The sequence below is a fragment of the Acidovorax sp. LjRoot66 genome (assembly GCF_964253305.1).
Taxonomy (GTDB): Bacteria; Pseudomonadota; Gammaproteobacteria; order Burkholderiales; family Burkholderiaceae_C; genus Acidovorax.
The window spans coordinates 1,329,068-1,355,617 of record NZ_CAXUQU020000001.1 but is presented as its reverse complement, the minus strand read 5'-3'; the positions used below and the strand labels follow the sequence as shown (position 1 = coordinate 1,355,617).

Here is a 26,550-nt window from a genome sequence, read left to right as displayed (position 1 = left end):
GTCCGCCAACAGGTCAGCGCAGGCGCACCAGCGCCGAGCTGGCCAGCTCGGCAATGCGCGAAAGGAATTCGGTGCCCATGGTGGCATCGAAGCGCTGGGGGTCGTGCGAACCCAGCACCAGCAGCCCGAAGGCCGGCGTGGCGCTGTCGATGGCGCCCTGGCGCAACGGCAGCAGGGCCAGCGACTGGGCCTGCACGCCATCGATTGCGCTGAGCCAGCCGGCGGGCTCGAAGCCCAGGTTGGGGCCGCAAAAGGGCATGGTCAGCGACGAAGCGAAGGCCCGCGCGTCTTCACTGGCGCCCTGGGCGAAGTCGGCATCCACGTAGGGGCCGGCCACTTCCCACACGCGCACGGTGGCCTGGGGCACGTCGAACAGGGTGCGGATGCCCTCCACCACTGCTTCGGGCAGGTCGAACGGGTCCTTGACCTGCAGCAGTGCGCTGGTCCACTGGTGCACCTTGGCCGCAATGGCGGTGTTCTCGCCGCTGTTGCGCACCATGTCCATCACGCGGTGCTCCAGCCCCTTGATCTTCTCGCGCAGCATCTCGGCCTGGCGCTCCTGCAGGCTCACGGCGCGCGCGCCATGGGGGCTGGTGATCTGCACGCTGGCCAGGACCTCGGCATGGCGCTCGAAAAAGCCGGGCGTGTTCTCCAGGAACTGGGCGATGTCGTCTTCGGTGATGGGCGGGATATGGGTGCTGGGGTTGGTCATGCTGCGTCCGGAATGTCGATCTGGCCTTCGAATACGGTGGTGGCCGGGCCGGTCATGAAAAGGGAATCGGTATCCTGCCCGCTCCAGGCGATGGTCAAGCGCCCGCCATGCATGTCCACATGCACCTCGCTGTCGAGCAGCCCAAGGCGAATTCCGGCGGCCACGGCCGCACAGGCGCCCGAGCCGCAGGCCAGGGTCTCGCCCGTGCCACGCTCGAACACCCGCAGGCGCACGTGGCCACGGCCCACGATCTGCATGAAGCCCGCGTTCACGCGCTCCGGAAAGCGCGAGTGGCTTTCGATCAGCGGGCCCCACAGGCCCACCGGGGCTGTGTCCACGCTGTCCACCAGTTGCACGGCGTGCGGGTTGCCCATGGAGACCACGGCCACCGGCACGGTGACGGGAATGCCCTGCACATCGAACGCCAGGGGCCAGGTGCGGCCGTTGCCCTGCACCGTGGGGGCCAGGGCCGTGGTATCGAAAGGCACCCGGGGCTCGTCGAGCACGGGCACGCCCATGTCCACCGTGACCCGGCCATCGGCATTGAGCTTTGGCGAGAGCACGCCGCTCAGGGTCTGCACGCGGATGGTGTCCTTGTCCGTCAGGCCTTTGTCGCGCACGTAGCGTGCAAAGCAGCGCGAGCCATTGCCGCACTGGCCCACCTCGCCGCCGTCGGCGTTGTGGATCACGTATTCGAAGTCGATGCCCGCGGCAGGCGAGGGCCGCACGGTGAGGATCTGGTCGGCGCCCACGCCGAAATGGCGGTCCGCCAGGTAGCGGTACTGGCCGGCGGTGAGATTCAGCCGCGAGCGGGTCTCGTCGAGCACGACGAAGTCGTTGCCCGCGCCCTGCATTTTGGTGAAGTGGATCTTCATGCCCGGATTATCGTCGGTGCAGGGCCGGCCTTGTCAGACACCGTGGCAATGGCAATACCCCCATCCGGCACAGGGCGGCCAAGCGGTTTAGGCTAACGCGTCTTTGAAAACAACGAACGAGGAGCCCATGGCAGACATTTCCGCCTTCCCCATCACCCGCAAGTGGCCCGCCCAGCACCCCGACCGCATCCAGCTGTACTCGCTGCCCACGCCCAATGGCGTGAAGGCCTCGATCGCGCTGGAAGAGATGGGCCTGCCCTACGAGCCGCACCTGGTGAGTTTCGAGACCAACGACCAGACCTCGCCCGAGTTCCTGTCGCTCAATCCCAACAACAAGATCCCCGCCATCCTCGACCCCGACGGCCCCGGCGGCAAGCCACTGGCGCTGTTCGAGTCCGGTGCCATCCTCATCTACCTGGCTGACAAGACCGGCAAGCTGGTGCCCCAGGACGCAGCGGCCCGCTATGAAACCCTGCAGTGGGTGATGTGGCAGATGGGCGGCGTAGGCCCGATGTTCGGCCAACTCGGCTTCTTCCACAAGTTCGCCGGCAAGGACTATGAAGACAAGCGCCCGCGCGACCGCTATGTGGCCGAGTCCAAGCGCCTGCTGGGCGTGCTGGACCAGCGCCTGGCCGGACGCCAGTGGGTGATGGGCGACACCTACACCATTGCCGACATCGCCATCCTGCCCTGGGTGCGCAACCTGGTGGGCTTCTATGGCGCGGGCGAGCTGGTGGAGTTCGACCAGTTCAAGGAAATCAAACGCGTGCTGGACGCCTTCGTGGCACGCCCGGCCGTGGCCAAGGGGCTGAACATTCCCGCGCGCGGCTGAGCGATCGAGCTCAGCCCATTCTCTCCTGGAGAAAGTCCAGGAAGCACGCAATGCGCGCGGCCAACTGCGTGTTGCGGTAGTACACCGCATTGATGGGCTGGCGCACGTCCACCGTGTCGCGCGCCAGCACCTGCACCAGGCGGCCGGCCTCGCGGTCGCCTGCGGTCATGAAATCCGACAGGCAAACCAGCCCCACATGTTCCAGCGCCAGCTGGCGCAATGTTTCGCCGCTCGACGCGGTGAGGCTGGGCACGATCCGCCATTCGTCTCCGTGCGTGCCGCGCAGCGGCCAGCGGTTGAGCGACTCTGGCTCGTTGAAGCCCAGCAGCGTATGCCCGGAGAGTTCGGCCACGCCCTTGGGCTTGCCGGCGCGCGCCAGGTACTCCGGGCTGGCCAGCACGCGCAGGCGGCTGGTGCACAGGGGACGCGCGTGCAGGGTCGAGTCCTGCAGCCGGCCTATGCGGATGGCCACGTCCGTGCGCTGCTCCAGCAGGTCGATGTACATCTCGTCGGTATTCAGTTCCAGCGTGATCTGCGGATAGGCGGCTCGGAACGCCGGCACCAGCGGCACCACGGCGTGCAGCATGAAAGGCGTGGCCGCATTCACGCGCAGCCGGCCGGCGGGCTGCTGGCGGCGTGCCGCCATGCTTTCCTCGGCATCGTCGATGGAGGCCAGGATGGCGCGCGTGCGCAGAAGGAAGGCCTGGCCCTCCTCGGTCAGCTCGGTGCGGCGCGTGGTGCGGCGCAGCAGCGTAGTCTCCAGCTTCTTTTCCAGGCGCCCAAGGGCCCGGCTGATGCCCGAGACCGTCTGACCCAACTGGTCCGCCGCCGCAGTGATGGAGCCGCCGTCGACCACGGCCACGAAGGCCTGCAACTCTTCCAGGGTGGATTTCATGGGCGCAATGCTCGCCGATTGTTGATTCCAAATCAACTATCTATGGCGTAGAACCCTCTTTTTCTGCAAGGCTACAAACCCGACACTTCCCTGCATCCACACAGGAGTGTTTCCATGCCCATTGCCTTGCTCGCGCTGACGCTCAGCGCATTCGCCATCGGCACGACGGAGTTCGTGATCGTTGGCCTGCTGCCCACCGTGGCGGCCGATCTGTCCATCAGCATCCCTTCGGCGGGCCTGCTGGTGAGCCTGTATGCCCTGGGTGTCGCCGTCGGCGCCCCGGTGCTCACCGCGCTGACCGGCAAGCTGCCGCGCAAGGCGCTGCTGCTGTCGCTGATGGCGCTGTTCACCGCCGGCAACCTGCTGGCCTGGCAGGCACCGAGCTATGAATCGCTGGTGGCCGCGCGCATCCTCACCGGCCTGGCGCACGGGGTGTTCTTCTCCATCGGCTCAACCATCGCCACCGGTTTGGTGCCGCGCGAGAAGGCGGCCAGCGCCATTGCCATCATGTTCACCGGGCTCACCGTGGCGCTGGTCACCGGCGTGCCGCTGGGCACCTTCATCGGCCAGCACTTCGGCTGGCGCGAGACCTTTTTGGCCGTCTCGGCCCTGGGCGTGGTCGCCTTCATCGGCAGCGCACTCTTCGTGCCGCGCAATATCGCCCATACCCCACCCGCCTCGCTGCTGCAGCAGGCCAAGGTGCTGGCCGAGCCACGCCTGCTGCTGGTCTATGCCAAGACGGCCATCGGCTACGGTGGCACCTTCATTCCCTTCACCTTTCTTGCACCCATCCTGACCGACATCTCGGGGTTCAGCGCCGGTGCGGTGGGCTGGGTGATGCTGGTCTACGGCGTGTCGGTGGCCGTGGGCAACATCTGGGGTGGCCGGCTGGCCGACCGGCTGGGCCCGATCCCGGCGCTGCGCATCGTGTTCGCCCTGCTGGCCGCCGTGCTTTTGCTGCTGCAGTTCACCGCGCCGCACCCCTGGCTGGCGCTGGTGACCGTGCTGCTCTGGGGCGCCGTGGCCTTCGGCAATGTGCCGGGGCTGCAGGTCTACGTGGTCAAGCAGGCCGAGCGCTTCACGCCGCAGGCGGTGGACGTGGCCTCGGGCCTGAACATCGCCGCCTTCAACCTGGGCATTGCCGGTGCCGCCTGGGCCGGTGGCCTGATCGTGACGCACCTGGGCCTGATGCACACGCCCTGGATCGGTGCCGTGGTGGTGCTGGGCTCCCTGGCCCTGACGCACTACAGCGGCGTGCTGGACCGCCGAGCCGGCATCCCCGTGCGCTCCAGTGGCCCGGTCCCCGTCGGCCACTGATCACCCTTTTTTCCTGCACATCCACACGGAGTCTTTCTTCATGCATTCTTCTACCATCCCCGCCTTCGGCCTCGGTACCTTTCGCCTCAAGGACCAAGTCGTCATCGACTCGGTGCGCAACGCGCTCGACCTGGGTTACCGCGCCATCGACACCGCGCAGATCTACGGCAACGAGGCCGAGGTCGGCCAGGCCATCGCAGAAAGCGGTGTGCCACGCAGCGCGCTGTTCCTCACCACCAAGGTCTGGACGGAGAACCTGGCGGCGGACAAGCTCATCCCCAGCCTGAAGGACAGCCTCGCCAAGCTGCGCAGCGAGCAGGTGGACCTGGCGTTGATCCACTGGCCTTCGCCCAGCGGTGCCGTGCCCGTGGCCGAGTTCATGGGTGCACTGGCCGAAGCCAGGGCCCAGGGCCTGGCGCGGCAGATCGGTGTCTCCAACTTCACCGTGGCGCTGATGCAGGAGGCCATTGCCGCCGTGGGCGCGGGCGCCATCGCCACCAACCAGGTTGAGCTGCACCCCTACCTGCAGAACCGCAGCGTGGCCGACTTCGCGAGAAGCCAGGGCATCCCCATCACCTCGTACATGACGCTGGCCTACGGCAAGGTGCTGAACGACCCGGTGATCGAAGCCATTGCCCGCGCGCATGGGGGCACCACGGCCCAGGTGGCATTGGCCTGGGCGCTACAGCTCGGCTACGCGGTGATCCCCTCGTCCACCCGGCGCGAGAACCTGGCCAGCAACCTCAAGGCGCAGCAGCTGCGCCTTACCGATGCCGATATGGCGCAGATCGCCAGCCTGGACCGTGGCGGCCGCCTGGTCGACCCCGACGGCCTTGCCCCTGCCTGGGATTGACCGATCCTCTCAGCCGGTCACCACGCGCACGAAGGCCGGCACCACCCCCAAGGCATCGTCGCGCCGCTGCAGCGCATGCACGTCGGCACGCGGTGCCCTGGCCCCCAGGGTCTTGAGCACCACGCGGGCGCCGAACAGGCTGCCGAGCGACGACGGCACCAGCGCCACGCCCAGCCCTGCGGCCACCAGGCTCAGCAAGGCCGCCAGCTCCACCGTGGTCTGCGCCACCCGGGGCGCAAAGCCGGCCTGCACGCAGCACTGCACCATGTGCTCGGCGTGGGCCGATGAATCGCGGCGCAGCATCACGAAGGCCTCGCTGCGCAGGTCCTTCAGGGCCAGCGCCTTGCGCGCCGCCAGCGGGTGGCCGGGCGGCAGGGCCGCCACCACGGGGTCGGGCCACAGCAGGGTGCTCGCGAGCTGGTCGTCGTTGACCGCCGTGCGCGAAATGCCCACGTCGATGCGCTTGTCGCGCAGGGCCGCCTGCTGCAGCGAGGGCTGCATCTCGTGCAGCACCACGTCCACGCCCGGGTGGCTGTGCCGGTAGCGCGCCAGCGCTGCCGGAAACGGCCCGAGGAAATGCGAGCCCGACAGCCCCACCTCGATGCGCCCCGCCTGCCCCTGGCCGATGGCCGCCACGCGCTGGCGCGCCGTGTCCAGCCGCTCCAGCACCGCACGCGCATCCACCAGGTAGGCCTGGCCTGCCAGCGTCAGTTCCACACGCCGGCTGGTGCGCACGAACAGCTGGGCGCCCAGCTCCGCCTCGAGTTGCGCGATCTGCAGGCTCAGCGGCGGCTGCGACACATGCAGGCGCTGCGCGGCGCGCGTGAAGCTCAGCTCTTCGGCCAGGGCGATGAAGTAACGCAGGTGCCGCAGTTCCATTGATACTTTTCAAGTCTTGATCAAGACCAACAATATATTGGACTGTTGGTTCGCTTGTTTCCACAATACCCTGACTACAACATCCAGGCGGAGACAAACATGACGATCAAGCACAGCCTGCTGGCTGCCACGCTGGCCCTTTCGGGCCTGGCCACGGCGCAGGACAACTACCCCAGCAAGGCCATCACGCTCACGGTGCCCAACCCGCCCGGCGGTGTGGTGGACACCTCGGCCCGGTTGCTCAACGAACCCCTGGCGCGCGTGCTCGGCCAGCCGGTGGTGATCGACAACAAGGCCGGCGGCAGCGGCAACGTGGCCTACGGTGCCGTGGCCCGCAGCAAGGCCGACGGCTACAACCTGCTGATCTCGTACTCGGCCTACCATGTGGGCAACCCGGCACTGACCCCCAGCCTGCCCTGGGAGGCCAAGGATTTCGCGCCCGTGGCCCTGCTCACCGTGGCCACCAACGTGATCGCGGCCCACCCTTCGGTGCCGGGCAACAACCTCAAGGAGTTCATCACCTACCTCAAGGCGAACCCCGGCAAGGTCAACTACGCATCGCAAGGCAACGGCTCGCTCTCGCACATCGGCACCGAGATCTTCAAGCAGCAGAGCGGCACCTTCATGACCCACATCCCCTACCGCGGCTCGGGCCCGGCCGTGGCCGACGTGCTGGCCGGCCAGGTGCAGGTGTTCATCACCACGCCGCCGTCGGTCATGCAGCATGTGGTCAGCGGCAAGCTCAAGGCCTTTGCCGTGACCGGCACCAAGCGCCACCCGGGCCTGCCCAACGTGCCGACGGTGGCCGAGGCCGGCATGCCCGACTTCAAGCTCGAAGCCTGGGTGGGCCTGTTCGCCCCGGCGGCCACGCCACCGGCGGTGATCAGCAAGCTCACGGCCGACGTCAAGAAGGCCCTGGAGATGCCCGAGACGCGCCAGCGCGCCGACGCCGCCGGCATCGAGCTGCGCTACCTGCCGCCCGAGGCACTCGGCGACCTCGTGAAGACCGAGACCGCCTACTGGGCCAAGACCATCAAGGGCGCCGGCATCAAGGCCGACTGACCCGCCAGCCACTCCCCCGTGTGATCCCATTCCCGGCGGCCCCTGTGCGCCGGGCAGGGCAGCGCTGTGCCCATTTTTTCCCGAAAGACCGCCATGCAACGCACCTACCGCATCGGGCAGATCGTGCCCAGCTCCAACACCACCATGGAGACCGAGATCCCCGCCATGCTGCGCGCCCGCGAGCAGATCCTGCCCGAGCGCTTCAGCTTCCATGCCAGCCGCATGCGCATGCAGAAGGTCACCCAGGAAGAGCTGGCCGCCATGGACCGCGACTCCGACCGCTGCGCGCTGGAGCTGTCCGACGGGAAGATGGACGTGATGGGCTATGCCTGCCTGGTGGCCATCATGAGCATGGGCCTGGGCTACCACCGCACGTCCGAAAAGCGGTTGCACGAGATCACGGTCGCCAACGGCAAGCCAGCGCCCGTGGTGTCGAGCGCTGGCGCGCTGGTCGAAGGCCTGAAGGCCATGGGCGCGAAGAAGGTCTCTGTGCTCACCCCTTACATGAAGCCGCTCACCCAACTGGTGGTGGATTACATCGAACACGAAGGCATTGCCGTGCACGACAGCCTGTCGCTGGAGATCGCCGACAACCTGGAGGTGGGCGCACAGGACCCCGCAGCCCCAGCGCAGATCGTGCAGCGCCTGGACACGCGCGGGGTGGACGTGGTGGTGATCTCGGCCTGCGTGCAGATGCCCTCGCTGGCGTCGGTGCAGGTGGCGCAGGACCGGCTGGGCATCCCCGTGGTGTCGGCGGCGGCTTGCACCACCTGGGCCATGCTCAGGCGCCTGGGGCTGGAGACCCGGGTGCCCCATGCCGGCGCCCTGCTCTCGGGCAAGTACTGATCCGCGGGAAAGCCCCGCGCTTTCCCGCATGACGCGCCCGGCGGGCTGCGGGTCAAAGCCGGATAATGGCCCCATGCCCCGCATCAGCCAGCAACTCCATCCCCACCGCGAACCCGTTCCCACCCGCCTGGCCGCCACCGTGCTGCTGCTGCGCGACGCCGAAGGCGACGGGGCGCTGGAGGTGCTGATGACGCGGCGCTCGCCCAACGCGAGCTTTGCCCCAGGGGCCTACGTTTTCCCGGGCGGCGGCATCGATGCGCTCGATGCCCAGTCGCACCAGGTGGCGGACCGCCGCCCGGCCCAGAGCGACCTGCACCTGACCCAGGCGATCGCCGCCATCCGCGAGAGCTTCGAGGAACTGGGCGTGCTGCTGGCGCGCCACGCCGACGGCCGCATGGCCGATGCCGCCGACATTGCCGCGCTGGACCGCGGCGCGCCGTTTGCCGCGCAGTGCGAAGCCAGGGGCCTGCGCCTGGCGGCCGACAGCGTCTACCTGCTGGCCTACTGGACGGCCGACCGCGACCTGCCGCGCCGCTTCGAGGTGCCCTTCCTGGCCGCGCGCATGCCCGAGGGCCAGACCCCGGTGGCCGACGAGGCCGAGCAGTTCGAGCCCGTATGGGTGCGCCCGGCCGACGCGCTGGCGCGGCACGATGCGGGCCAGTTCTTCATGATCTTCCCGACCATCCGCACGCTGCAGCGGCTGGCGAAATTCAAGAACACCGACGCCGTGCTCGGCGCCCTGGCCAACGAACAGCCCCTGTGGGTGAGCTGCCCGCGCGCCGGCCTGCTGGGTGGCAAGGAAGCGCGCTACATGGAAGACGAAATGCCGTTCGGCGAACTGGCGCTGGTCTGCCCCGACGGGCAGATCGTGCACCCGCTCGACTGGCAGACCGACCACCCCGTGCCCCTGCTCAAGAACGTGCAGCGCCTCACGGCCCCCAATTCGGGCGTGATGACCGGCCCAGGCACCAACAGCTACCTGGTGGGCGACCCGGCCACGGGCTATATCGCCATCGATCCCGGCCCGGCCGACCCCGAGCACCTGGAGAAGCTCTGGCGCGCCGCCGGTGGCGACATCCGCTCCATCGTCTGCACGCACTCGCACCCCGACCACTCTCCCGGCGCGGCGCCGCTGCAGGCACTGTGCGTGCAGGCCGGGCAGCCGGCGCCCCCCATCCTGGGCCTGCGCTCGGCCCCCACAGCCCGCGTGGCCAGCGCCTTCACGCCCGAGCGCGAGCTGGCCCATGGCGAGCGCCTGGTGCTGTCCGCCCAGGTGGCCGATGCCGCCAACAGCCACACCCTGCAGGTGGTCCACACCCCCGGCCATGCGGCCAACCACCTGTGCCTGCTGCTGGAGGAGGATGGCCTGCTGTTCAGCGGCGACCACATCCTCAACGGCAGCACCACGGTGGTCGACCCGCCGGACGGCAACATGGCCGACTACCTCGATTCGCTGGACGCGCTGGACGCGGCCTGCGAGAAGCAGGGCGTGAACTTCATCCTGCCCGCGCACGGCTACGTATTGGGCGAGGCGCGCAGCGCCATTGCCCGCCTGAAGGCCCACCGCCTGGCGCGCGAGGCCAAGGTACTGGCCGCCATGCAGGCACTGCCCCAGGGCAGCATGGACGACTGGGTGCGCCACGCCTACGACGACGTGCCCCCGCGCATGTGGCCCGTCGCCCAGCGTTCGCTGCTTGCACATGTAGAGCGCATCCGCGCCATGGAACCCGGTAATGACTGAAAAAAACCCTGAAGCCGGCCATGTCCGGCTGGCCAAGCGCGTGGCCGAGCAACTCAACTGCTCGCGCAGCACGGCCGAACAATTCATCGAGGGCGGCTTCGTGAGCGTGGAGGGCGCCGTGGTCGAGGTGCCTGGTGCACGCGTGGCACCGCACCAGAGCGTGGCGGTGGACCCCGATGCGAGCCTGCTGGAGCTGACCCCCGTCACCCTGCTGCTGCACAAGCCCGCCGGTTTCGAGGCCGGCCTGGGTGCGCCGGGGCAGGCTGGCGCCGCCCATGCGAGCCGTAGCCAGGGTGCAACGCCCGCCGTCACGCTGCTGGCCCTCGCCTCGCACCTGCCCGAGGATGCCTCGGGCATCCGCGTGCTGCAACGCCATTTCCGCCAGCTCGAATGCTTCACCCCCCTGCCCACAGAGGCCAGCGGCCTGGTGGTCTATACGCAGGACAAGCGAATTGCACGCAAGCTGGCCGAGGACATCGAATCGCTGGAGCAGGAATGCATCGTGGAGGTGGCCGGCGAAATCGCACCCAACGGCCTGCAGCGCCTGTGCCACGGCCTGTCATTCAATGGCCGCGCGCTGCCCCCCATCAAGGTGAGCTGGCAGAACGAGACGCGGCTGCGCTTTGCGCTCAAAGGCATTCGTCCGGGGCAGATTCCTGCCATGTGCGAGGCCGTGGGCCTGCGCGTGGTGGCCATCAAGCGCATCCGCATCGGCCGCGTGCCACTGTCCAAGGTGCCCGAGGGACAGTGGCGCTACCTGCAGCCCTGGGAGCGATTCTGAACGGCACTCGCTAGCTATCAAAAGGTGAGCAATAGGCGTTTTGAGGGAAGGCGATCCGCCACAGGCCGCTGATACACTGCCCTCCATAACAGGAGGGAGTCCATGGACCATCAGCAATCAGGGGCAGGAGCGGCGCCCGCATCGAACTTCGCGCAGGAGATCGATGCGCATCCGCTTGAATTCACCGGCAGCGGCGGCGAGTACTTCCGGGTATGGATCGTCAACGTGCTGCTGACCATCCTCACCCTGGGCTTCTACACCCCCTGGGCACGGCGGCGCACCGCCCAGTATTTCTATGGCCACACCCTGGTGGCCGGCAGCCCGCTCGAATTCACGGCGCAGCAGCGTCGGATGGTGATGGGCTTCGTCATGCTGGTGATGATCACCATCGCCTACAACATTGCCGTCAACACCGGGCAGGACACGGCGGTGTCCCTCTTCCTGCTTGCCGGCGCCCTGCTGGCCCCGTTCATCTGGGGCAGTGCCATGCGTTTTCGCCTGGGCTCCACGCGCTGGCGCGGCCTGCGCCTGCAGTTCACGGCCTCCTGGCGCGAGGTGTACGTGGCCAGCTGGCCCGTGTTCGCCATCGCCCTCGTGTGGATCGGCGTGTTCTTCGGCATCCAGTACCTCGCGCCCGAATCGGCCGGGGCGCTGCAGGAGCTGGCTGCCGACGAAAGCGGCGAGGCCGACCTGCCGACCATGACCGCCGCCATCTGGGGCCTGGTGGTGCTGGGCCTGCTGCTGTCGGTGCTGTGCTTCATCCGCCTCGAATACAACTACAAGAGCCTGCTGGTGCTGCGCGCCCAGGTAGGGGCCGAATCCGGTCGCTGGAAACCCGTGTACATGGATTTCATCAAGGTCTGGGCGGCCACGGTGGCCGTTTTCCTGCTGTTCGTGGTGGGCATCTCGGCAGGGCTGGCGGTACTGGCAGGGGGGTCGTTCGCGCTCATCGCCGGCTTGAAGGACAAATGGGGCGCCCTGATTTTCGTGGTCTTCGCGGTGGCGTTCATCGCAGGCATCTTCCTGATGTTCCTGGCCTCGGCACCGGCGCGCGCCTACCGCGAGGCCCGCATGTTCCAGCTCATGTGGGACAACATCGGCCTGAGCCAGGTGGCGCGCTTCAAGTGCCAGCTGCGCACGGGCCGCTACGTGCTGCTGCGCATCAAGAACCTGTTCCTGACCCTGCTCACGCTGGGCCTGTACCGCCCGTTCGCACGGGTCAGCGAGTACCGCATGAAGGTCGAATCCGTGACGCTGCACGTCAAGGGTGGCGTGGACCAGGTGGCCGGTGCCATGGTGCGCCAGCAGCAGCAAGGCGGCATTGGCGATGCACTGGCCGACGCGGCAGGGCTGGACCTGATCGGCTGATGAACGCACCCCCCTCCTCTGCTGCTGCGCCCCCCGGCACCCTGGTGCCAGGGCGCTGGTTCGATGGGCTGAGCAGCCAGGCCAAGCCGGTGCTCGTGGGCCTGCAGCGCACGCCCAAGGGCCCGTCGCTGGCGCTGCACCCGCTGTCCCAGCCTGGTGCGGCCCCCACCGTATTCCCCTGGGGCGAGGTGGGCTGGCCCGAGGCCTGGAGCGAGCGCCGCCCGCAGCAGCGGGTGGTGGTGGACCTGCGCGACCAGGGCAGCCTGGAGATCGACGCCGTGGCCCAATGGCATGCTGCGCTGGCCGAAGCGGGTGCCCGCCCCAGCCTGGCCGAGCGCATGCAGACGCGCTGGCCCGTGCTACTCGGCGTCACAGCGGTCGCCGTCGTCGGACTGACCCTGTTCTACCGCTACGGCACGCCCTGGGCGGCCACGGAACTCACGCGCTTCGTCCCCCTGTCCTGGGAAACCAGCGTGGCCAGCAATGTGCTCACGCAGATGGACAAGGGCACGCTCAAGCCGAGCAAGCTGCCCCAGGAGCGCCAGGCCGCACTGAAGGCACGCTTCGACACGCTGGTGCAAGCGTTGCCCACCCAGTTGCAGCGCTACCCTGGCTACGCCCCCACCTACACGCTGTCGTTCCGCTCCGGCATGGGGGCGAATGCCTTCGCCCTGCCTGGCGGCACGGTGGTGATGACCGATGGCCTGGCCAAGGCGGCAGAGAAGAAGGGGCTCAGCGACGACGCCCTCATCGGCGTGCTGGCCCACGAGATCGGCCACGTGGCCAACCGCCACACCACGCGCATGGTGGTGCAGCAAGGCGTGCTGCAGATGGGCATGGGGCTGGCGCTGGGCGACGTGTCGGGCATCGTCTCCACCGGCGCATCGGTGCTCACCGGCCTGGCCTACAGCCGCAACCACGAGCGTGAGGCCGACTGCTTTGCCATCGCCGTCATGTCCCATGCGAAGCTGCCCACGGCGCCCATGGGCAAGCTGCTGCTGGCCATTGCGCAGGACGAGGACGATGAGGAAAAGGCGGCCAGGAAGAAGGCCGCCACCGCAGCCAAGGAAGGCGCCAGCGCACCGGCCGAAGGCTCTGCATCCACCACCGCAGAACCCAAGGCGCCGGAGGCACTGGGCCCCGTGTGGTCCTTGCTCAGCAGCCACCCCGACACCGTGGAGCGCGCCACCGAACTGGAACAAGGGCATGCCATGCATTGCCCCAAGCGGGGTTGATCCGCGTATCGCTTGCACAGGGCAGGCCTGAGCAGCATTGACGACCGCCGTCGCCGCGGATTTGAATTCAAAAGTGTGAAGCGCGCCGATAAGCCGGATTCTGTGCACCACGGTTGCCCGCGGCGTGACCGCCATTACTCTGGGCCGGGTGTCGCCACCACGGCTCGATGCTACCTACCCGCCAACTCTGCGGAACCACATCAACGTTGGCCTACTTGGTATTGCTGCGCGTAGAGATTGCCCGTTTCACCTTGGGCTCGGAACGCGCCCAAGGTGGCTGTGGGCTTTCCCGGCTTTCGCCGGGAACCGTCTGGCTTGCGCCATCCGGCACCAGCTTTCGCTGGCGACCCACAGAACACCCCAGGGTGGTCCGTACCCAAACTCGTCTCTGTTGCTCTGATCCTCACCTCACGGTGGGCAGCCGTTAGCTGCTACGCTGTCCTGTGCAGTCCGGACGTTCCTCCAGTGCCTGGTTTCCCAGATTGCACCAGCGGCGGTCTGGCGCGCTTCACAGGGCAGATTATCGTTCACCGGAGCTGGCGCGTTCCCATGTAAGGTCAAAGCGCGCCAGGTATTTGCGCAGCCGGTCTGCATCGTTGACCACCGTGCGCTGCGCGCGCGAGGCCTGGAACAGCTGACGCCCCGCATCGGACAGGGTGCGCGCCTGGCAGCACACGCGCAGCACGGCGGCCAGTTGCAGCTGGTCGAACAGGTCCATCGCGTCCAAGGCGTCTTCGCCCAACAGGGCGCGCAGATTGATGGCATCGGCAGCCTGGGCACCCGAAAGGCCATCGCGTGCATCTTTTGCCGGCTGCCACAGCCACTGCAGGCGCGCGATCTCGGCCTGCACCAGGGGCAGGCCGATGCGGCCGCTGTCGGCCAGAGTGGCCAGGCGCGTGGCGCTGGCCGAGAGGTCGCGGAAGTTGCCGCTCCACAGCGCATCGGGCGACTGGGCGTAGCGCAGGTAGGCCGTGCGCGCCTCGGCCGACAGGCGCACCGTGCGGCCCAGCTCCGTGCCGGTGCGCGCCAGCAGGTGATCGAGGTTGGGCTCGATGTCCTCGGGGCGCTGGGCCAGGCCCGGCAGCTGGTAGCTCCAGAGGTTGATGCGCGCGTACAGGTCTTCGCGAAAGCGCCCGGCCGCCACCTCGGTGCGCAGGTCGCGGTTGGTGCCGGCGATCAGCTCGAAATCACTGGCCACCTCGCGGTCGCTGCCCATGGGGTAAAAGCGCTTTTCCTCCACGGCCTTGAGCAGCATGGCCTGCTCGTCCAGGCCCAGCTCGCCGATCTCGTCAAGGAACAGCACGCCCTTGTGCGCCGTGCGCAGCAGGCCCGCGCGGTCGGCCGCAGCGCCCGTGAAAGCGCCCTTCTTGTGCCCGAACAGCGTGGATGCGGCCCCATCGCCATGCAGGGTGGCGCAGTTCACTTCGACGAATTCGCCCTCGACCTGGTGGCGCGCCTTCTTGAGCTCGTACATGCGCCGCGCCAGATGCGATTTGCCCGCTCCGGTGGGCCCAGTGAACAAAATGGGCGCGCGCGAGCGCACCGCCACGCGCTCCACCTCGTCGATCAGCGCGTTGAAGCGCGCATTGCGCGTGGCGATGCCGCTCTTGAGGAAGTCCACCGCATCGCGCTGCTCGGCGCCAAAACGCTGGGCGATCACGTCGTAGCGCGACAGGTCCAGGTCGATCAGCGCATAGCTGCCCGCATCGCCCATCTGCTGGCGCCGGGGCGGCGAGGTCTGCGCCAGCACGCCTGGGATGCGCCGCGACTCCACCAGCAGAAACAGGCAGATCTGCGCCACGTGCGTGCCGGTGGTGATGTGGGTCCAGTACTCCTCGCGCTCGGTGTCGAAGCGGTAGGCCTGCGTCCAGTCGAACAACTTGGCGTAGACCTCGCCAAAGTCCCAGGGGTCGGCGATCTCCATGGGCACCAACCGCACCGTGGTCTCGGGCGAGGCGATGGCGATGTCGTTGCGCACCTGGTGCGCCAGCTCCTGGTGGGCCGGCGTGTACAGCAGCTCCATGCGGTGCACCACCATGTCCTCGTGCTGCACCAGCGACACGGTGGGTCGCCACTTCTCCCAGCGCCCCGCGCCCTTGCCCGAGTCGAGCTGGGTACCGATAAAACCAATCACTACCCTGTTCTTGCGCATCGCCAATGATCTATAAAACTAGCCTACATTCTATTTAGTACAGAATCCATCATGTTGCGGAATTTTCTTCATTTGCATTAATTCCTTTCGAATCAATGGGTTGGGATATTTCAACCGCCAAATCGCACGGCTGGCACGCAATTCGCAAATACCAAGGCACTCGGCGCAGACAGCGAACGCTCACAGGCCAGGGTTGGGGCCAACGCCCGCCCTGCCGGTGCCGGGGATCCAGGGCCTTGGGGTCCGTCGGATTCCCTGCATGCCGCACGCTGCGAGCGCCGGGTGACTGCAGGGCTGTGGAAGCCAGCTCCGAAAGGGGTTGCCGGGTTCGACTCCCGGCCTGCACCACTGGTAGCTCAGTCTGGTAGAGCACCCCTGAAAAGGGACTGTCGCAGGTTCGACTCCTGCCCATTCTTCCGGCCTTCGGGCCGGCTATCGAAGACGGTCGAAAGACCACCCGCCGGACGCGGGGTGAAGGACCAAAGGTTGCGCCGCAGCCTGCAAGCCATTGCCCCGTCAGCGGTGGCGGTTTGTGCCAGTACCCGGCACCGCCCGCGCCCGCAGCCAGCCCAAGCGAAAGCCCCTCGGGGCAACCGCCACGGCGCACTGCAGGGCCCGAGCCGCGCCCCCTGGAACCACTGCCCCGCTGTAACGGCCCCTCTGCAAGAAGTTTGATGCGGCGACCAACGACATTGAAAAAAGAAAGAACGAGGGTAGACACATGCTGAAGATCCAACGCACCACCGTCAAGAAGAACGAACGCGCACTGTTGCTGCGCAATGGCGATTTCGACCGCATGCTGCACAGCGGGACGCACTGGCTGTTCGCCGGCCTGGACCAATTGCGCGTGGAAACTTTCGCGCTGGAGCAAGCCGCCTTCACCCACGGCCTGGCCGACTACCTGATGGCCCGTGAGCCCGAGGTGGTGGCCACCGAGTTCGTGCGTGTGGAGCTGGCCGAGAACGAGGTCGGCCTGCGCAGCGAGAACGGCGTGCTGGTCGAGATCCTGCCCCCTGGCACGCGCCGCCTGTACTGGAAGGGCCTGGTGGACGTGTCCGTGCAGGTGGTCGACCTGAACGCGGGTGCCGAACTGCCTGCTGCACTGGTGGCGCGCCTGACGCAGCCCCAGCTGCGCCATCGCACGGTGACCGGCCTGGCCGGCTTGCTGCAGGTGCAGGTGCCCGAGTCGTCCTGCGGCCTGCTGACGGTGGACGGCAAGGTGGAGCGGCTGCTGGCCGCAGGCTCGTACGCCTTCTGGAAGTACGGCCGCACGGTGGCGGTGGAGCAGGTGGACCTGCGCCTGCAATCGGTGGAAGTCTCGGGCCAGGACATCATGACCCGCGACAAGGTGGGTCTGCGCATCAACCTGAGCGCCACCTTCCGCTACACCGATGTGCTGCGCGCCTGGAGCCAGCTGCAAAAGCCCGCGGAGCACCTGTACCGCGAGCTGCAGTTCGCACTGCGCGCCGCCGTGGGCACCCGCACGCTCGATGAGCTGCTGGAGAACAAGACAGTGATCGACGACGTGGTGGGCGCCCACATGGCCGCCAAGCTCGCACCCTACGGCATTGCGCTGGAGAGCGCCGGCGTGAAGGACATCGTGCTGCCCGGCGACATGAAGGCCATCCTGACCCAGGTGGTGCAGGCGGAAAAGCAGGCCCAGGCCAATGTGATCCGCCGCCGCGAAGAGACGGCCGCGACGCGCTCGCTGCTCAACACCGCCAAGGTGATGGAGGACAACCCCGTCGCACTGCGCATGAAGGAGCTGGAAACGCTGGAACGCGTGGCCGAGCGCATCGACAAGATCTCGGTGTTCGGTGGCCTGGACCAGGTGCTCAACGGCCTGGTGAAGATGCGCTGAGCAAGGGAAAGAACGAAGAACACCATGAAGCAGACCGCACGTGAGAAACGCCTGGCCACGCAGACGCCGTTGCCGCTGACACCCGAGTCCGTGGGACTCGATGCCACGCTGTATGCCGACGCCGTTCGCTACCTCTTCGACCGGCCTGTGCCGGGCAAGAAGGAGCAGGAGTGGTACTGGGACAACGACGAGCCGGATTTCACCGCCACGCCTTTGCAATGGACGCACATCCAGACCGTGCTGTTCGCCAACGCGGGCACCGACCTGGCGCCCTACAGCGATGAGCAGGTGGGCATGGGCCTCACGCATGTGATGAGCAACAACGCCGGCGACATACCGTCCATGGCGCTCGACCCCTCGGTCCCGCTGGCCGATGCGATGCGCATGATGCAGGCCTTCCCGCGCCTGTGGAGCGACTGCTTCGCACCGCGCATGGCCCACGTGCACGAGACCATCGGCAGCGGCAGCGACCGGCTGCACTTTGCCTGCTACATGTGGTTCGACGTGTGGCCCACGTTCTGGAATGTCAAAGATATTCCTGAATGGCGCGATGCGATGTGGGCGGTGTTCTGCCACATGCTGGAGGTGCCCTGTCGCGAGGTGCAGGTCTCTGCCCTGCATGGCATCGGTCACGAGGGCCGCCACCTGCAGCGCCCGAGGGAATTGCCGGAACGGGTGGAGCTATTCATCCGCAGCGTGCCGGCGCACGACGAGGAACTGAAGAACTATGCACGCGCTGCCGCCCAGGGAATGGTGCAGTAGATGCGATGGATGACAGAACGGCGCACAAGACGCCACGGAGAGTACGACGATGAAAGCCCATCAAACCGCTGAAGAGGAAGCCACCGCCCTGCCACCCGCGCTGCGTGCGGCGGTGGATGCTGCGTACGCCGCCTTCCAGCACCGCAGCGCCCCCACGCAGACGCTGGACGTTTGCATGCCTTGCTGCGTGGACGAAGCCACGGAGCGCGAACTGCGCCGCCTGCCGCTGCGCCAGCTCACGGCACGCCACCTCTACGAGTACAACGGTTCGGCCAAGGGCAGCGAGCAGCCTGCGGATGAACTGCTGTACTTCCTGCCCCGCATGCTGGAGCTGCTGGCCCAGGGCAAGGAGTTGCACCACTCGACCGAGCTGTACCTGGACCGGTTGGGAAAATGCCCGGCTGGCGACCTGTCGGCCGGGGAGAGAGCTGCTTTGGACGCCTTCGCACTGGCCTTCTTCCGCGAGGGCCTGGGCTCTGCCGGGCGCGAGGCCAGCCCGTTCGATGGCGCGAACGCGTTCGATATCCTGCTGATGTTCCACAAGGGCGGCGTGCCCATCACCCCGTTGCTGGCCCATTGGCTGGAGGACGAGCGGGATAGCGCCGTGCTGCACTATGCGAATGCCAGCTACTGGGATTTCTGGTCCAGCCGCGAGATCGAGAATGCCTTCGCAGAGGACCACCCGGAGTTCCGGGAGGCGATGAAAGCCTGGCTGCTTGACCCCGCCAACCGCGCGCGTTTCGTGCAAGGGATCCTGGCCGTGGACACCAGCGCCATGGGCCCGCCCGCGCACTGCACCTGTGGCGGCTGCATGGGCGACAGGCAAATCCTCGAAGCGGTGTTCGACCTGGCCAGCGAATAGAAGAACCACTGAAACAGAACCAAGAACAAGGAAAGAAAAATGAGCTACCTGCAACGCAACGTGGAAAACGGCGTCCCCATCAAGATGTGGACCCAGGGCGTCCCTGTGGAAGAAGAGGCCCAGAAGCAGCTGGAAAACGCGGCGCGCCTGCCCATCGTGTTCAAGCATGTGGCGGCCATGCCCGACGTGCACTACGGCATCGGCGCCACGGTGGGCTCGGTGATCCCCACCTTCAAGGCCATCATCCCGGCCGCAGTGGGCGTGGACATCGGCTGCGGCATGATGGCCTGCAAGACCTCGCTGCATGCCAACGACCTGCCCGACAACCTGGCGCCCCTGCGCTCGGCGATCGAGAAGGCCGTGCCGCACGGCAGCAACCCGCGCCGCATGGGCCGCGACAAGGGCGCGTGGGAAACGCCGCCCGACGAGACCGATGTGGCCTGGGCCGCGCTCAAGGGCGAGTTCGACGCGATCTGCGAGGACTACCCGCGCTTTCGCAACACCAACAACCACAAGCACCTGGGTACGCTCGGTACCGGCAACCACTTCATCGAGGTGTGCCTGGACGAGAACGGCAGCGTGTGGTTCATGCTGCACTCGGGCTCGCGCGGAGTGGGCAATGCCATCGGCACCCACTTCATCGAGCTGGCCAAGAAGGACGCCGAGCTGCACCAGCGCAACCTGCCCGACCAGGACCTGGCCTACTTCGAAGAGGGGGCCAAGTATTTTGGCGACTACGTGCGCGCCGTGGGCTGGGCCCAGAAGTTCGCGCGCGCCAACCGCGAGGTGATGATGCAGCGCGTGATCGCTGCCGCCCGCAAGGTGATCACCAAGCCGTTCGAGGCGCATGTGGAGGCGGTGAACTGCCACCACAACTACGTGAGCCGCGAGACGCACTTCGGCGAGGACGTGCTCATCACCCGCAAGGGTGCCGTGAGCGCCAAGGCCGGCGAACTGGGCATCATCCCGGGCAGCATGGGCGCCAAGAGCTTCATCGTGCGCGGCAAGGGCAACCCCGAGAGCTTCATGAGCTGCAGCCATGGCGCGGGCCGCAAGATGAGCCGCACCAAGGCCAAGAAGATGTACACCATCGCCGACCAGATCGCCGCCACCGAGGGCGTGGAATGCCGCAAGGACGCCGACGTGATCGACGAGATCCCGATGGCCTACAAGGACATCGACGCCGTGATGGCCGCGCAGCAGGACCTGGTGGAGGTGGTCTACACCTTGAAGCAGGTGGTGTGCGTGAAGGGATAGGCCCCTTTGCACCTCCACGGCAACCATTGAACGGAACCGGCGCTGGCCAGACCAGCGCCCGCATCAGCACATGCACCAAGAACAGCAACAAGAAGAATTTCTGCAATCGGCCCACCCTATCGATCCCGCCATGCGCGCGCAGATCATGGAGAACCTGGGCGCCATCGAGGCGCAGCACCAGGTCACCATCCTCTTTGCCTGCGAGTCGGGCAGCCGGGGCTGGGGCTTTGCCTCGCCCGACAGCGACTACGACGTGCGATTCATCTACGTGAACCGCCTGCCCTGGTACCTCACGGTCACGCCAGGGCGCGACGTGATCGAAGTGCCCATCAGCGGCGACCTGGACATCAACGGCTGGGACCTGCGCAAGGCGCTGGGCCTGATGCGCGAGTCCAACCCCACGCTGCTCGAATGGCTGCGCTCGCCTGTGGTCTACCGCGAGGACGGGCCCACCATGGATCGCTTTCGCGCGCTGGCCGAGACCGTGTTCTCCAACGCCAAGGGCTGGCACCACTACGCATCCATGGCCAAGAAGAACTTCCGCGAGCACCTGCAGGCCGACGAAGTGCGCTACAAGAAATACCTGTACGTGCTGCGCCCGCTGCTGGCCGCGCGCTGGATACGCACGCGCCCGGGCGTGCCGCCCATGCGCTTTGCCGAACTGGCCCAGCACACGCTGGACCCGGCGGGCGACGCCACGCTGATCGCCGAGATCAACGCGCTGCTGGAGGTGAAGATGCGCGCGGGCGAGGCCGCGACCAGCCCGCGCTGGCCCGGCATCCACGCCTTCATCGAAGCCGAGCTGGCACGCAACGCGGCCGAGCCGGTGCAGCCGTTGCCCGTGCCGGGCCATGCCGCGCTCGATGCATTGCTGCACGACACGGTGCTGCGCTTCAACGCGCCCCCAGCCAAGGAGGCACCATGCTGACGCTCGACGGCTCCCAGGGCGAAGGCGGTGGCCAGATCCTGCGCACGGGGCTGGCCCTGTCCATGGTCACCGGCCGGCCGCTGCGCATCGAGCGCATCCGTGCCGGGCGCGCCAAGCCGGGGCTGATGCGCCAGCACCTGGCCTGCGTCCAAGCCGCCGTGGAGGTCAGCGGTGGGGAGGCCGAGGGGGCGGAGCTGGGCTCGCAGTCGCTGCAGTTCACGCCCGGCGCGGTGCGTGCGGGCGACTACACCTTTCGCATCGCCGGCGCCGGCAGCTGCCTCTTGGTACTGCAGACCGTGCTGCCCGCACTGATGCTGGCCGATGCGCCCAGTCGGATCCAGCTGGCGGGCGGCACGCACAACCCGATGGCGCCGCCGTTCGACTTTCTGCAGCGTGCCTACGCACCACTGCTCGCGCGCCTGGGCGTGGGGCTGGCGCTCACGCTGGAGCGGCGCGGTTTTTACCCTGCGGGCGGCGGCCTGCTGCAGGCCGTGATCACCCCTGCGACGCAGGCGCTCACGCCATTTGACCTGACCGAACGCGGGGCGGCCCTGGCTGCCTGGGCCGAGGCGCTGGCCCCCGGGCTGGCGCGCAGCGTGGCTGCGCGCGAACTGGAGGAACTGGGCCGGCGCCTGGGCTGGACGCACGAGGCCGATCAGTTGCGCGCGCCTGGCGTGCGCCAGCACGAAGGGCCTGGCAATGTGCTGCTGGCCACGCTGGAATATGCGCAGGTGACCGAAGTGTTCTGCCAGTTCGGCGAACGCGAGGTGTCGTCCGAACTCGTGGCACGCCGGCTGGCCGACGAGGTGCAGGCCTTCCAGCGCAGCACGGCGGCCACCGGCCCGCACCTGGCCGACCAGTGGATGCTGCCGCTGGCACTGGCCGTGTGGCGCACTGGCAGGGAGGCCAGCTACACGGCCAGCGAGCTCACGGACCATACGCGCACGAACGCGGCGGTGATCAGCGCCTGTCTGCCGGTGCGGGTGGCGACCGAGGTCATGGACGGTGCCAGCCTGGTGCGCATTGAGCCCCTGCCCGTGCACTGAAGGCCCAGCAGTGCCCATGGGCTCCGGACTGGGCCAAAATGGCTCTTTTGCATTTCCCCTTCCATCCTTCGCCTGACCAGGAGACGCCATGAAAGTCGACACCATTCTGCAGACCATCGGCAACACGCCGCACGTGCGCATCAACCGCCTGTTCGGCAGTGCCGCCAACGTCTGGGTCAAGGCCGAGCGCGCCAACCCCGGTGGTTCGATCAAGGACCGCATCGCCCTGTCGATGGTGGAGGACGCCGAGCGCTCGGGCGCGCTGCAGCCGGGCGGCACCATCATCGAGCCCACCTCGGGCAACACCGGCATCGGGCTGGCCCTGGTGGCGGCCGTCAAGGGCTACAAACTGGTGCTGGTGATGCCCGACAGCATGAGCATCGAGCGCCGCCGCCTGATGCTGGCCTACGGCGCGACGTTCGACCTGACCCCCAAGGAAAAGGGCATGAAGGGCGCCATCGCCCGCGCGCAGGAACTGCTGGCCCAGACACCCGGCGCCTGGGTTCCCCAGCAGTTCGAGAACCCCGCCAACATCGACGTGCATGTGCGCACCACGGCGCAGGAGATCCTGGCGGACTTTCCCGATGGGCTCGATGCCATCATCACCGGCGTGGGCACCGGCGGCCACCTCACGGGTGTGGCGCGCGTGCTCAAGGCGAAGTTCCCCGCTCTCAAGGTGTTTGCCGTGGAGCCCTCGGCCTCGCCCGTGATCTCGGGCGGCGCGCCCTCGCCGCACCCCATCCAGGGCATCGGTGCAGGCTTCGTGCCCAAGAACCTCGACACCACCCTGCTCGACGGCGTGATCCAGGTCGATGCCGAACCGGCCCGCGAGTACGCACGCCGCTGCGCACGCGACGAAGGCATGCTGGTGGGCATCTCCTCGGGCGCCACGCTGGCCGCCATTGCCCAGAAGCTGCCCGAGCTGCCGGTGGGCGCGCGCGTGCTGGGCTTCAACTACGACACGGGCGAGCGCTACCTGTCGGTTGAAGGCTTCCTGCCTGCCTGAACGCACCCCGCACGGCGGGTAAGCGCTGCACGCGCTGACGGCCAACCGTCCTACAGCATGCCCGGCCTGCGGCCGGAACAATCAAGGTGACACGCCACCACCCCGGTGCCCAGCGCATCCGGGGTGGTGCACCGCACCACCAGGGTGCGACACCTCTTTCCGATTGCTTGCATGGCCCACGCTTCCACCACCCAGCCCATTGCCTTCAAGGTATTGACCGTGAATGTGCACAAGGGCTTTACCACCTTCAACCGGCGCTTCATGCTGCACGAGTTGCGCGATGCCGTGCGCAACGTGGCGGCGGACCTCGTGTTCCTGCAAGAGGTGCTGGGCACGCACCACCGCCATGCAGGGCGGGTGGAAAACTTCCCCCAGGAGCCCCATTACGAGTTCCTGGCAGACACCATCTGGACCCAGTTCGCCTATGGCCGCAATGCGGTGTACGACAACGGCCACCATGGCAATGCGCTGCTCTCCAAATTCCCGATCACGCACTACGAGAACCACGACATCTCGGTGAGCGGACCCGAGCGGCGCGGCATGCTGCACTGTGTTTTGCAGCCGCCCAACCACCACAGCCCGGTGCATGCCATCTGCGTGCACCTGGGCCTGCAGGAGGCCCACCGCCAGCGCCAGTTGCGCAGCGTGTGCGATCTGGTCAACAGCTTCGATCCCGACGAGGCCGTGGTGGTGGCCGGCGACTTCAACGACTGGCGTGGCCGCGCCCACGAAGTCTTGCGCGAGCGTGCCAACCTGCATGAAGTGTTCGTGCAGTCCACCGGCCGTGCGGTACGCACCTTTCCCGCATCGATGCCCTTGCTGGCGCTGGACCGCATCTACGTGCGCAATGCCTCTGTGCACACCCCCTTGAACCTGCCGAAGAAGCCCTGGGACAAGCTCTCGGACCACGCGCCTTTGGCTGCGGAGATTTCTCTATGACCCGCGCATCACAGTCCTCTCGATGGGTACCTGGCAACCATTTCGAACTGCTCGAGAACGGGGAGGACTTCTTTCCCCGCGTGTTCGATGCCATTCGCAAGGCACGCCGCGAGGTCATGCTGGAGACCTTCATCCTGTTCGACGACAAGATCGGCCAGGAACTGCATGCCGTTCTGCTCGCTGCGGCACAGCGCGGGGTGCAGGTGCATGTGCTGGTGGATGGCTTCGGCTCACCCGACCTGTCGGACCAGTACCTGGGTGCATTGGTGGAAGCCGGCGTTCATTTTCGCGTTTTCGACCCCGGCAAGCGCGTGATGGGCCAGCGCCTGAACGTCTTGCGCCGCATGCACCGCAAGATCGTGGTGGTGGATGGCGAACTCGGCTTCATCGGGGGCATCAACTACTCGGCCGACCATGTGGCCGATTTCGGGCCGGAGGCCAAGCAGGACTACGCCGTGCAGGTGCGTGGCCCCATCGTCGCCCAGATGCACCATTTCACCCGTGAAGCGGTGCTCGACCCCGATGACCGCCGCCGCAACAAGGCGTCCAACACGCGCGGGTTGCCTTACGAGGGCACGGCGCATGCCATCTTTGTCACGCGCGACAACCACGGCCATACCAACGACATCGAGCGCCACTACCGCATTGCGCTGCGCTCGGCGCGCAAGCGGGTGGTCATCGCCAACGCCTATTTCTTCCCCGGCTACCGCTTCATCCGCGAGATGCGGCGCGCGGCGCGCCGTGGGGTGGACGTGCGCCTGATCCTGCAGGGCCAGCCCGACATGCCCATCGTGAAGACGGCAGCAGGCCTGCTCTACGACCACCTGCTGCGCGCCGGGGTGCGCATCTACGAATACTGCGACCGGCCGCTGCACGGCAAGGTGGCACTGGTGGACGACGAATGGTCCACCGTGGGATCGAGCAACCTGGATCCGCTGAGCCTGTCGCTCAACCTCGAAGCCAATGTCATCATCCGGGACCGGGCTTTCAATGCCAACCTCTACGCGCGCCTTGCACACCTGATGGAGAACTCCTGCAAGCAGGTGGAGCCCACGCCCAAAAGCCGCTGGGAAGGCCTGCGCCTGGTGCGCAGCTACTGCGTGTTCCACCTGATGCGCTGGTTCCCGGCCTGGGCCGGTTGGCTGCCGCGCCACGAGCCCACCATCTCGCTGGTCAAGGCCAATGCGCTGGCAGCCGACAATCCCCAGGCGGCTTCGGCCACCTAGGATACAGCCCATGAGCGCTCCCGCCACCCACCCTTTGCGCGGGACTGCCACGCCACCCTCCACCGCAGCCCCGCACAAGGGCACTGGCCGCTGGAGCACCGTGCGCAACAGCCGCTGGTGGCCGTGGGCCATCACGCTGGTCACCGGCGCGTTCGTGCTGCTGATCGGCGCGCTGCTGTTCCGGCAGGCACGCAGCGTGGACTGGGGCGCCGTGTGGAATGCGCTGATCGACCTGCCCATGGCCGCGCTGCTGGGTGGCGCTGCGCTGGCGTTCGCCAGCCACGGCATCTACAGCAGCTTCGACCTGTTCGGGCGCTACTACACCCGGCATGGCCTGCCGGTGGCACGCACCGTGGGCACCACGCTGATCGCCTACCCGTTCACGCTGAACCTGGGATCCCTCATCGGCGGGGTCACGGTGCGCTACCGGCTGTACTCGCGCCAGGGCCTGTCGGTGGGCGACATCGGCCAGGTGGTGGCCATCAGCATCATCACCAACTGGCTCGGCTACTTCGTACTGGCGGGCGCGGTGTTCTGGCTCTGGACGCCGCACCTGCCCGAGGGCTGGGACATGGCCTCCGGCCAGCTGCGCTGGATTGGCGGCGCCATGGCGACCGTCACCGCAGCCTACCTGGTGGCCTGCGTGTGGCGCCGGGGCCAGCCGCTCACGCTGCGGGGCCACAGCTTCCCCATGCCGCACTGGTCGGTGGGATTGCTGCAGGTGGCAGTGTCTGCAGTGAACTGGATGGTGATGGGCGCAGCGATCTGGCTGCTCACCCAGCAGCAGGCGCCCTATGTGGCGGCCCTGGCCACGGTGTTGCTGGGTGCCGTGGCCGGCCTGATCTCGCGCATCCCCGCCGGCCTGGGCGTGCTGGAGGCCGTGGGTACGGCCGTGCTGTCAGCCTATATGCCGGCGCCCCAGGCGCTGGCCGCCATCCTCGCCTACCGCACGCTCTACTTCTTTGCGCCGCTGGCCGTCGCCGCGTTGGCCTTCGGGGTGGTGGAACTGCGTTGGCGCAACGGTGGGACAAGCACACCGGCACCAACCTCGGGGACATCCTCGAAGTGAGCAGCCCCCGTGCGGGCAAAATCGGGGGCCTTTTGCCCCTGCCACG

Annotated in this window: 24 protein-coding genes and 1 other RNA gene; 19 read left to right on the top strand and 6 right to left on the bottom strand. The window is 67.5% G+C overall.

What is annotated here, in order from left to right; genetic code table 11:
• Positions 1-13: 13 nt before the first annotated feature.
• Together ACSQ3Y_RS06295 and dapF are read right to left on the bottom strand one after the other, a co-directional pair.
• On the bottom strand, positions 14-712 hold the full coding sequence (locus ACSQ3Y_RS06295) for a DUF484 family protein (protein ID WP_436176764.1): 699 nt from the start codon (positions 710-712) through the stop codon (positions 14-16).
• Positions 709-1,587 carry a diaminopimelate epimerase gene (dapF, locus tag ACSQ3Y_RS06290; RefSeq protein WP_428002509.1) on the bottom strand — a complete coding sequence of 293 codons (879 nt, stop codon included), beginning with the start codon at positions 1,585-1,587 and terminating at the stop codon, positions 709-711. The genes ACSQ3Y_RS06295 and dapF overlap by 4 nt, the downstream gene beginning before the upstream one ends.
• Before the next feature lie 127 nt (positions 1,588-1,714).
• On the opposite strand from dapF, the gene ACSQ3Y_RS06285 reads away from it, so the two are divergent.
• Positions 1,715-2,419 (top strand): glutathione S-transferase N-terminal domain-containing protein, encoded by a 705-nt coding sequence (locus ACSQ3Y_RS06285; protein ID WP_428002510.1) that lies wholly within the window; start codon positions 1,715-1,717, stop codon positions 2,417-2,419.
• 10 nt (positions 2,420-2,429) lie between these two features.
• Here the strand turns inward: ACSQ3Y_RS06285 and ACSQ3Y_RS06280 are convergent, their stop codons facing one another.
• The gene (locus tag ACSQ3Y_RS06280; protein WP_057200141.1) at positions 2,430-3,314 is read right to left on the bottom strand and encodes a LysR family transcriptional regulator; all 885 of its coding nucleotides are present in this window, start codon (positions 3,312-3,314) and stop codon (positions 2,430-2,432) included.
• Positions 3,315-3,428: 114 nt separating this feature from the next.
• On the opposite strand from ACSQ3Y_RS06280, the gene ACSQ3Y_RS06275 reads away from it, so the two are divergent.
• Positions 3,429-4,631 (top strand): MFS transporter, encoded by a 1,203-nt coding sequence (locus tag ACSQ3Y_RS06275; RefSeq protein WP_057200140.1) that lies wholly within the window; start codon positions 3,429-3,431, stop codon positions 4,629-4,631.
• Between the two features lie 40 nt (positions 4,632-4,671).
• Positions 4,672-5,484 carry a 2,5-didehydrogluconate reductase DkgB gene (gene dkgB / locus ACSQ3Y_RS06270; RefSeq protein ID WP_057200251.1) on the top strand — a complete coding sequence of 271 codons (813 nt, stop codon included), beginning with the start codon at positions 4,672-4,674 and terminating at the stop codon, positions 5,482-5,484.
• 9 nt (positions 5,485-5,493) lie between these two features.
• Here dkgB and ACSQ3Y_RS06265 read toward each other — a convergent pair whose 3' ends face one another.
• Positions 5,494-6,363 carry a LysR substrate-binding domain-containing protein gene (locus ACSQ3Y_RS06265; RefSeq protein WP_057200139.1) on the bottom strand — a complete coding sequence of 290 codons (870 nt, stop codon included), beginning with the start codon at positions 6,361-6,363 and terminating at the stop codon, positions 5,494-5,496.
• A 99-nt stretch (positions 6,364-6,462) separates the two neighbouring features.
• On the opposite strand from ACSQ3Y_RS06265, the gene ACSQ3Y_RS06260 reads away from it, so the two are divergent.
• From ACSQ3Y_RS06260 to ACSQ3Y_RS06235, 6 genes are all read left to right on the top strand, one after another.
• Positions 6,463-7,425 (top strand): Bug family tripartite tricarboxylate transporter substrate binding protein, encoded by a 963-nt coding sequence (locus tag ACSQ3Y_RS06260; RefSeq protein WP_436176763.1) that lies wholly within the window; start codon positions 6,463-6,465, stop codon positions 7,423-7,425.
• Positions 7,426-7,518: 93 nt separating this feature from the next.
• A complete protein-coding gene (locus tag ACSQ3Y_RS06255) occupies positions 7,519-8,271 on the top strand; it encodes a maleate cis-trans isomerase family protein (protein WP_436176762.1) in 753 nt (250 codons plus the stop codon).
• Positions 8,272-8,344: 73 nt separating this feature from the next.
• A complete protein-coding gene (locus tag ACSQ3Y_RS06250) occupies positions 8,345-10,012 on the top strand; it encodes an MBL fold metallo-hydrolase (RefSeq protein ID WP_436176761.1) in 1,668 nt (555 codons plus the stop codon).
• Complete coding sequence (locus tag ACSQ3Y_RS06245; RefSeq protein WP_057200135.1) at positions 10,005-10,793, top strand: rRNA pseudouridine synthase; 789 nt, start codon at positions 10,005-10,007, stop codon at positions 10,791-10,793. The genes ACSQ3Y_RS06250 and ACSQ3Y_RS06245 overlap by 8 nt, the downstream gene beginning before the upstream one ends.
• A 102-nt stretch (positions 10,794-10,895) precedes the next feature.
• Entirely contained in the window at positions 10,896-12,161 is a 1,266-nt protein-coding gene (locus tag ACSQ3Y_RS06240) for a YjgN family protein (RefSeq protein ID WP_057200134.1), read from the top strand.
• Positions 12,161-13,396: a M48 family metallopeptidase gene (locus tag ACSQ3Y_RS06235; protein ID WP_436176760.1), complete on the top strand. Its 1,236-nt coding sequence runs from the start codon at positions 12,161-12,163 to the stop codon at positions 13,394-13,396. The genes ACSQ3Y_RS06240 and ACSQ3Y_RS06235 overlap by 1 nt, the downstream gene beginning before the upstream one ends.
• 73 nt (positions 13,397-13,469) lie before the next feature.
• Here the strand turns inward: ACSQ3Y_RS06235 and rnpB are convergent.
• Positions 13,470-13,906, bottom strand: an RNA gene (rnpB, locus tag ACSQ3Y_RS06230) — RNase P RNA component class A.
• Positions 13,907-13,916: 10 nt separating this feature from the next.
• The gene (gene rtcR, locus ACSQ3Y_RS06225) at positions 13,917-15,548 is read right to left on the bottom strand and encodes an RNA repair transcriptional activator RtcR (RefSeq protein WP_436176759.1); all 1,632 of its coding nucleotides are present in this window, start codon (positions 15,546-15,548) and stop codon (positions 13,917-13,919) included.
• 721 nt (positions 15,549-16,269) lie between these two features.
• On the opposite strand from rtcR, the gene ACSQ3Y_RS06220 reads away from it, so the two are divergent.
• The 10 genes from ACSQ3Y_RS06220 (at position 16,270) to ACSQ3Y_RS06175 (ending at position 26,504) form a co-directional block, all read left to right on the top strand.
• A complete protein-coding gene (locus ACSQ3Y_RS06220; protein ID WP_057200131.1) occupies positions 16,270-17,409 on the top strand; it encodes a slipin family protein in 1,140 nt (379 codons plus the stop codon).
• 24 nt (positions 17,410-17,433) lie between these two features.
• Positions 17,434-18,171: a hypothetical protein gene (locus ACSQ3Y_RS06215; RefSeq protein ID WP_436176758.1), complete on the top strand. Its 738-nt coding sequence runs from the start codon at positions 17,434-17,436 to the stop codon at positions 18,169-18,171.
• Positions 18,172-18,220: 49 nt separating this feature from the next.
• Positions 18,221-19,033: a hypothetical protein gene (locus ACSQ3Y_RS06210; RefSeq protein WP_057200129.1), complete on the top strand. Its 813-nt coding sequence runs from the start codon at positions 18,221-18,223 to the stop codon at positions 19,031-19,033.
• 39 nt (positions 19,034-19,072) lie between these two features.
• The gene (locus tag ACSQ3Y_RS06205) at positions 19,073-20,290 is read left to right on the top strand and encodes an RtcB family protein (RefSeq protein ID WP_057200128.1); all 1,218 of its coding nucleotides are present in this window, start codon (positions 19,073-19,075) and stop codon (positions 20,288-20,290) included.
• A 70-nt stretch (positions 20,291-20,360) separates the two neighbouring features.
• Positions 20,361-21,218 carry a nucleotidyltransferase domain-containing protein gene (locus ACSQ3Y_RS06200; protein WP_436176757.1) on the top strand — a complete coding sequence of 286 codons (858 nt, stop codon included), beginning with the start codon at positions 20,361-20,363 and terminating at the stop codon, positions 21,216-21,218.
• Positions 21,212-22,264, top strand: coding sequence for an RNA 3'-terminal phosphate cyclase (gene rtcA, locus ACSQ3Y_RS06195; RefSeq protein ID WP_436176756.1), 1,053 nt, complete (start codon positions 21,212-21,214; stop codon positions 22,262-22,264). Before ACSQ3Y_RS06200 ends, rtcA begins: the two co-directional genes overlap by 7 nt.
• Positions 22,265-22,352: 88 nt before the next feature.
• Entirely contained in the window at positions 22,353-23,270 is a 918-nt protein-coding gene (gene cysK / locus ACSQ3Y_RS06190; RefSeq protein WP_057200123.1) for a cysteine synthase A, read from the top strand.
• 171 nt (positions 23,271-23,441) lie between these two features.
• Positions 23,442-24,209, top strand: coding sequence for an endonuclease/exonuclease/phosphatase family protein (locus ACSQ3Y_RS06185; RefSeq protein WP_200961061.1), 768 nt, complete (start codon positions 23,442-23,444; stop codon positions 24,207-24,209).
• A complete protein-coding gene (gene clsB, locus ACSQ3Y_RS06180; protein WP_057200122.1) occupies positions 24,206-25,435 on the top strand; it encodes a cardiolipin synthase ClsB in 1,230 nt (409 codons plus the stop codon). The genes ACSQ3Y_RS06185 and clsB overlap by 4 nt, the downstream gene beginning before the upstream one ends.
• Before the next feature lie 10 nt (positions 25,436-25,445).
• Positions 25,446-26,504, top strand: a complete 1,059-nt coding sequence (locus tag ACSQ3Y_RS06175) for a lysylphosphatidylglycerol synthase transmembrane domain-containing protein (RefSeq protein ID WP_057200121.1) — start codon at positions 25,446-25,448, stop codon at positions 26,502-26,504.
• The last annotated feature ends 46 nt before the right edge of the window (positions 26,505-26,550 follow it).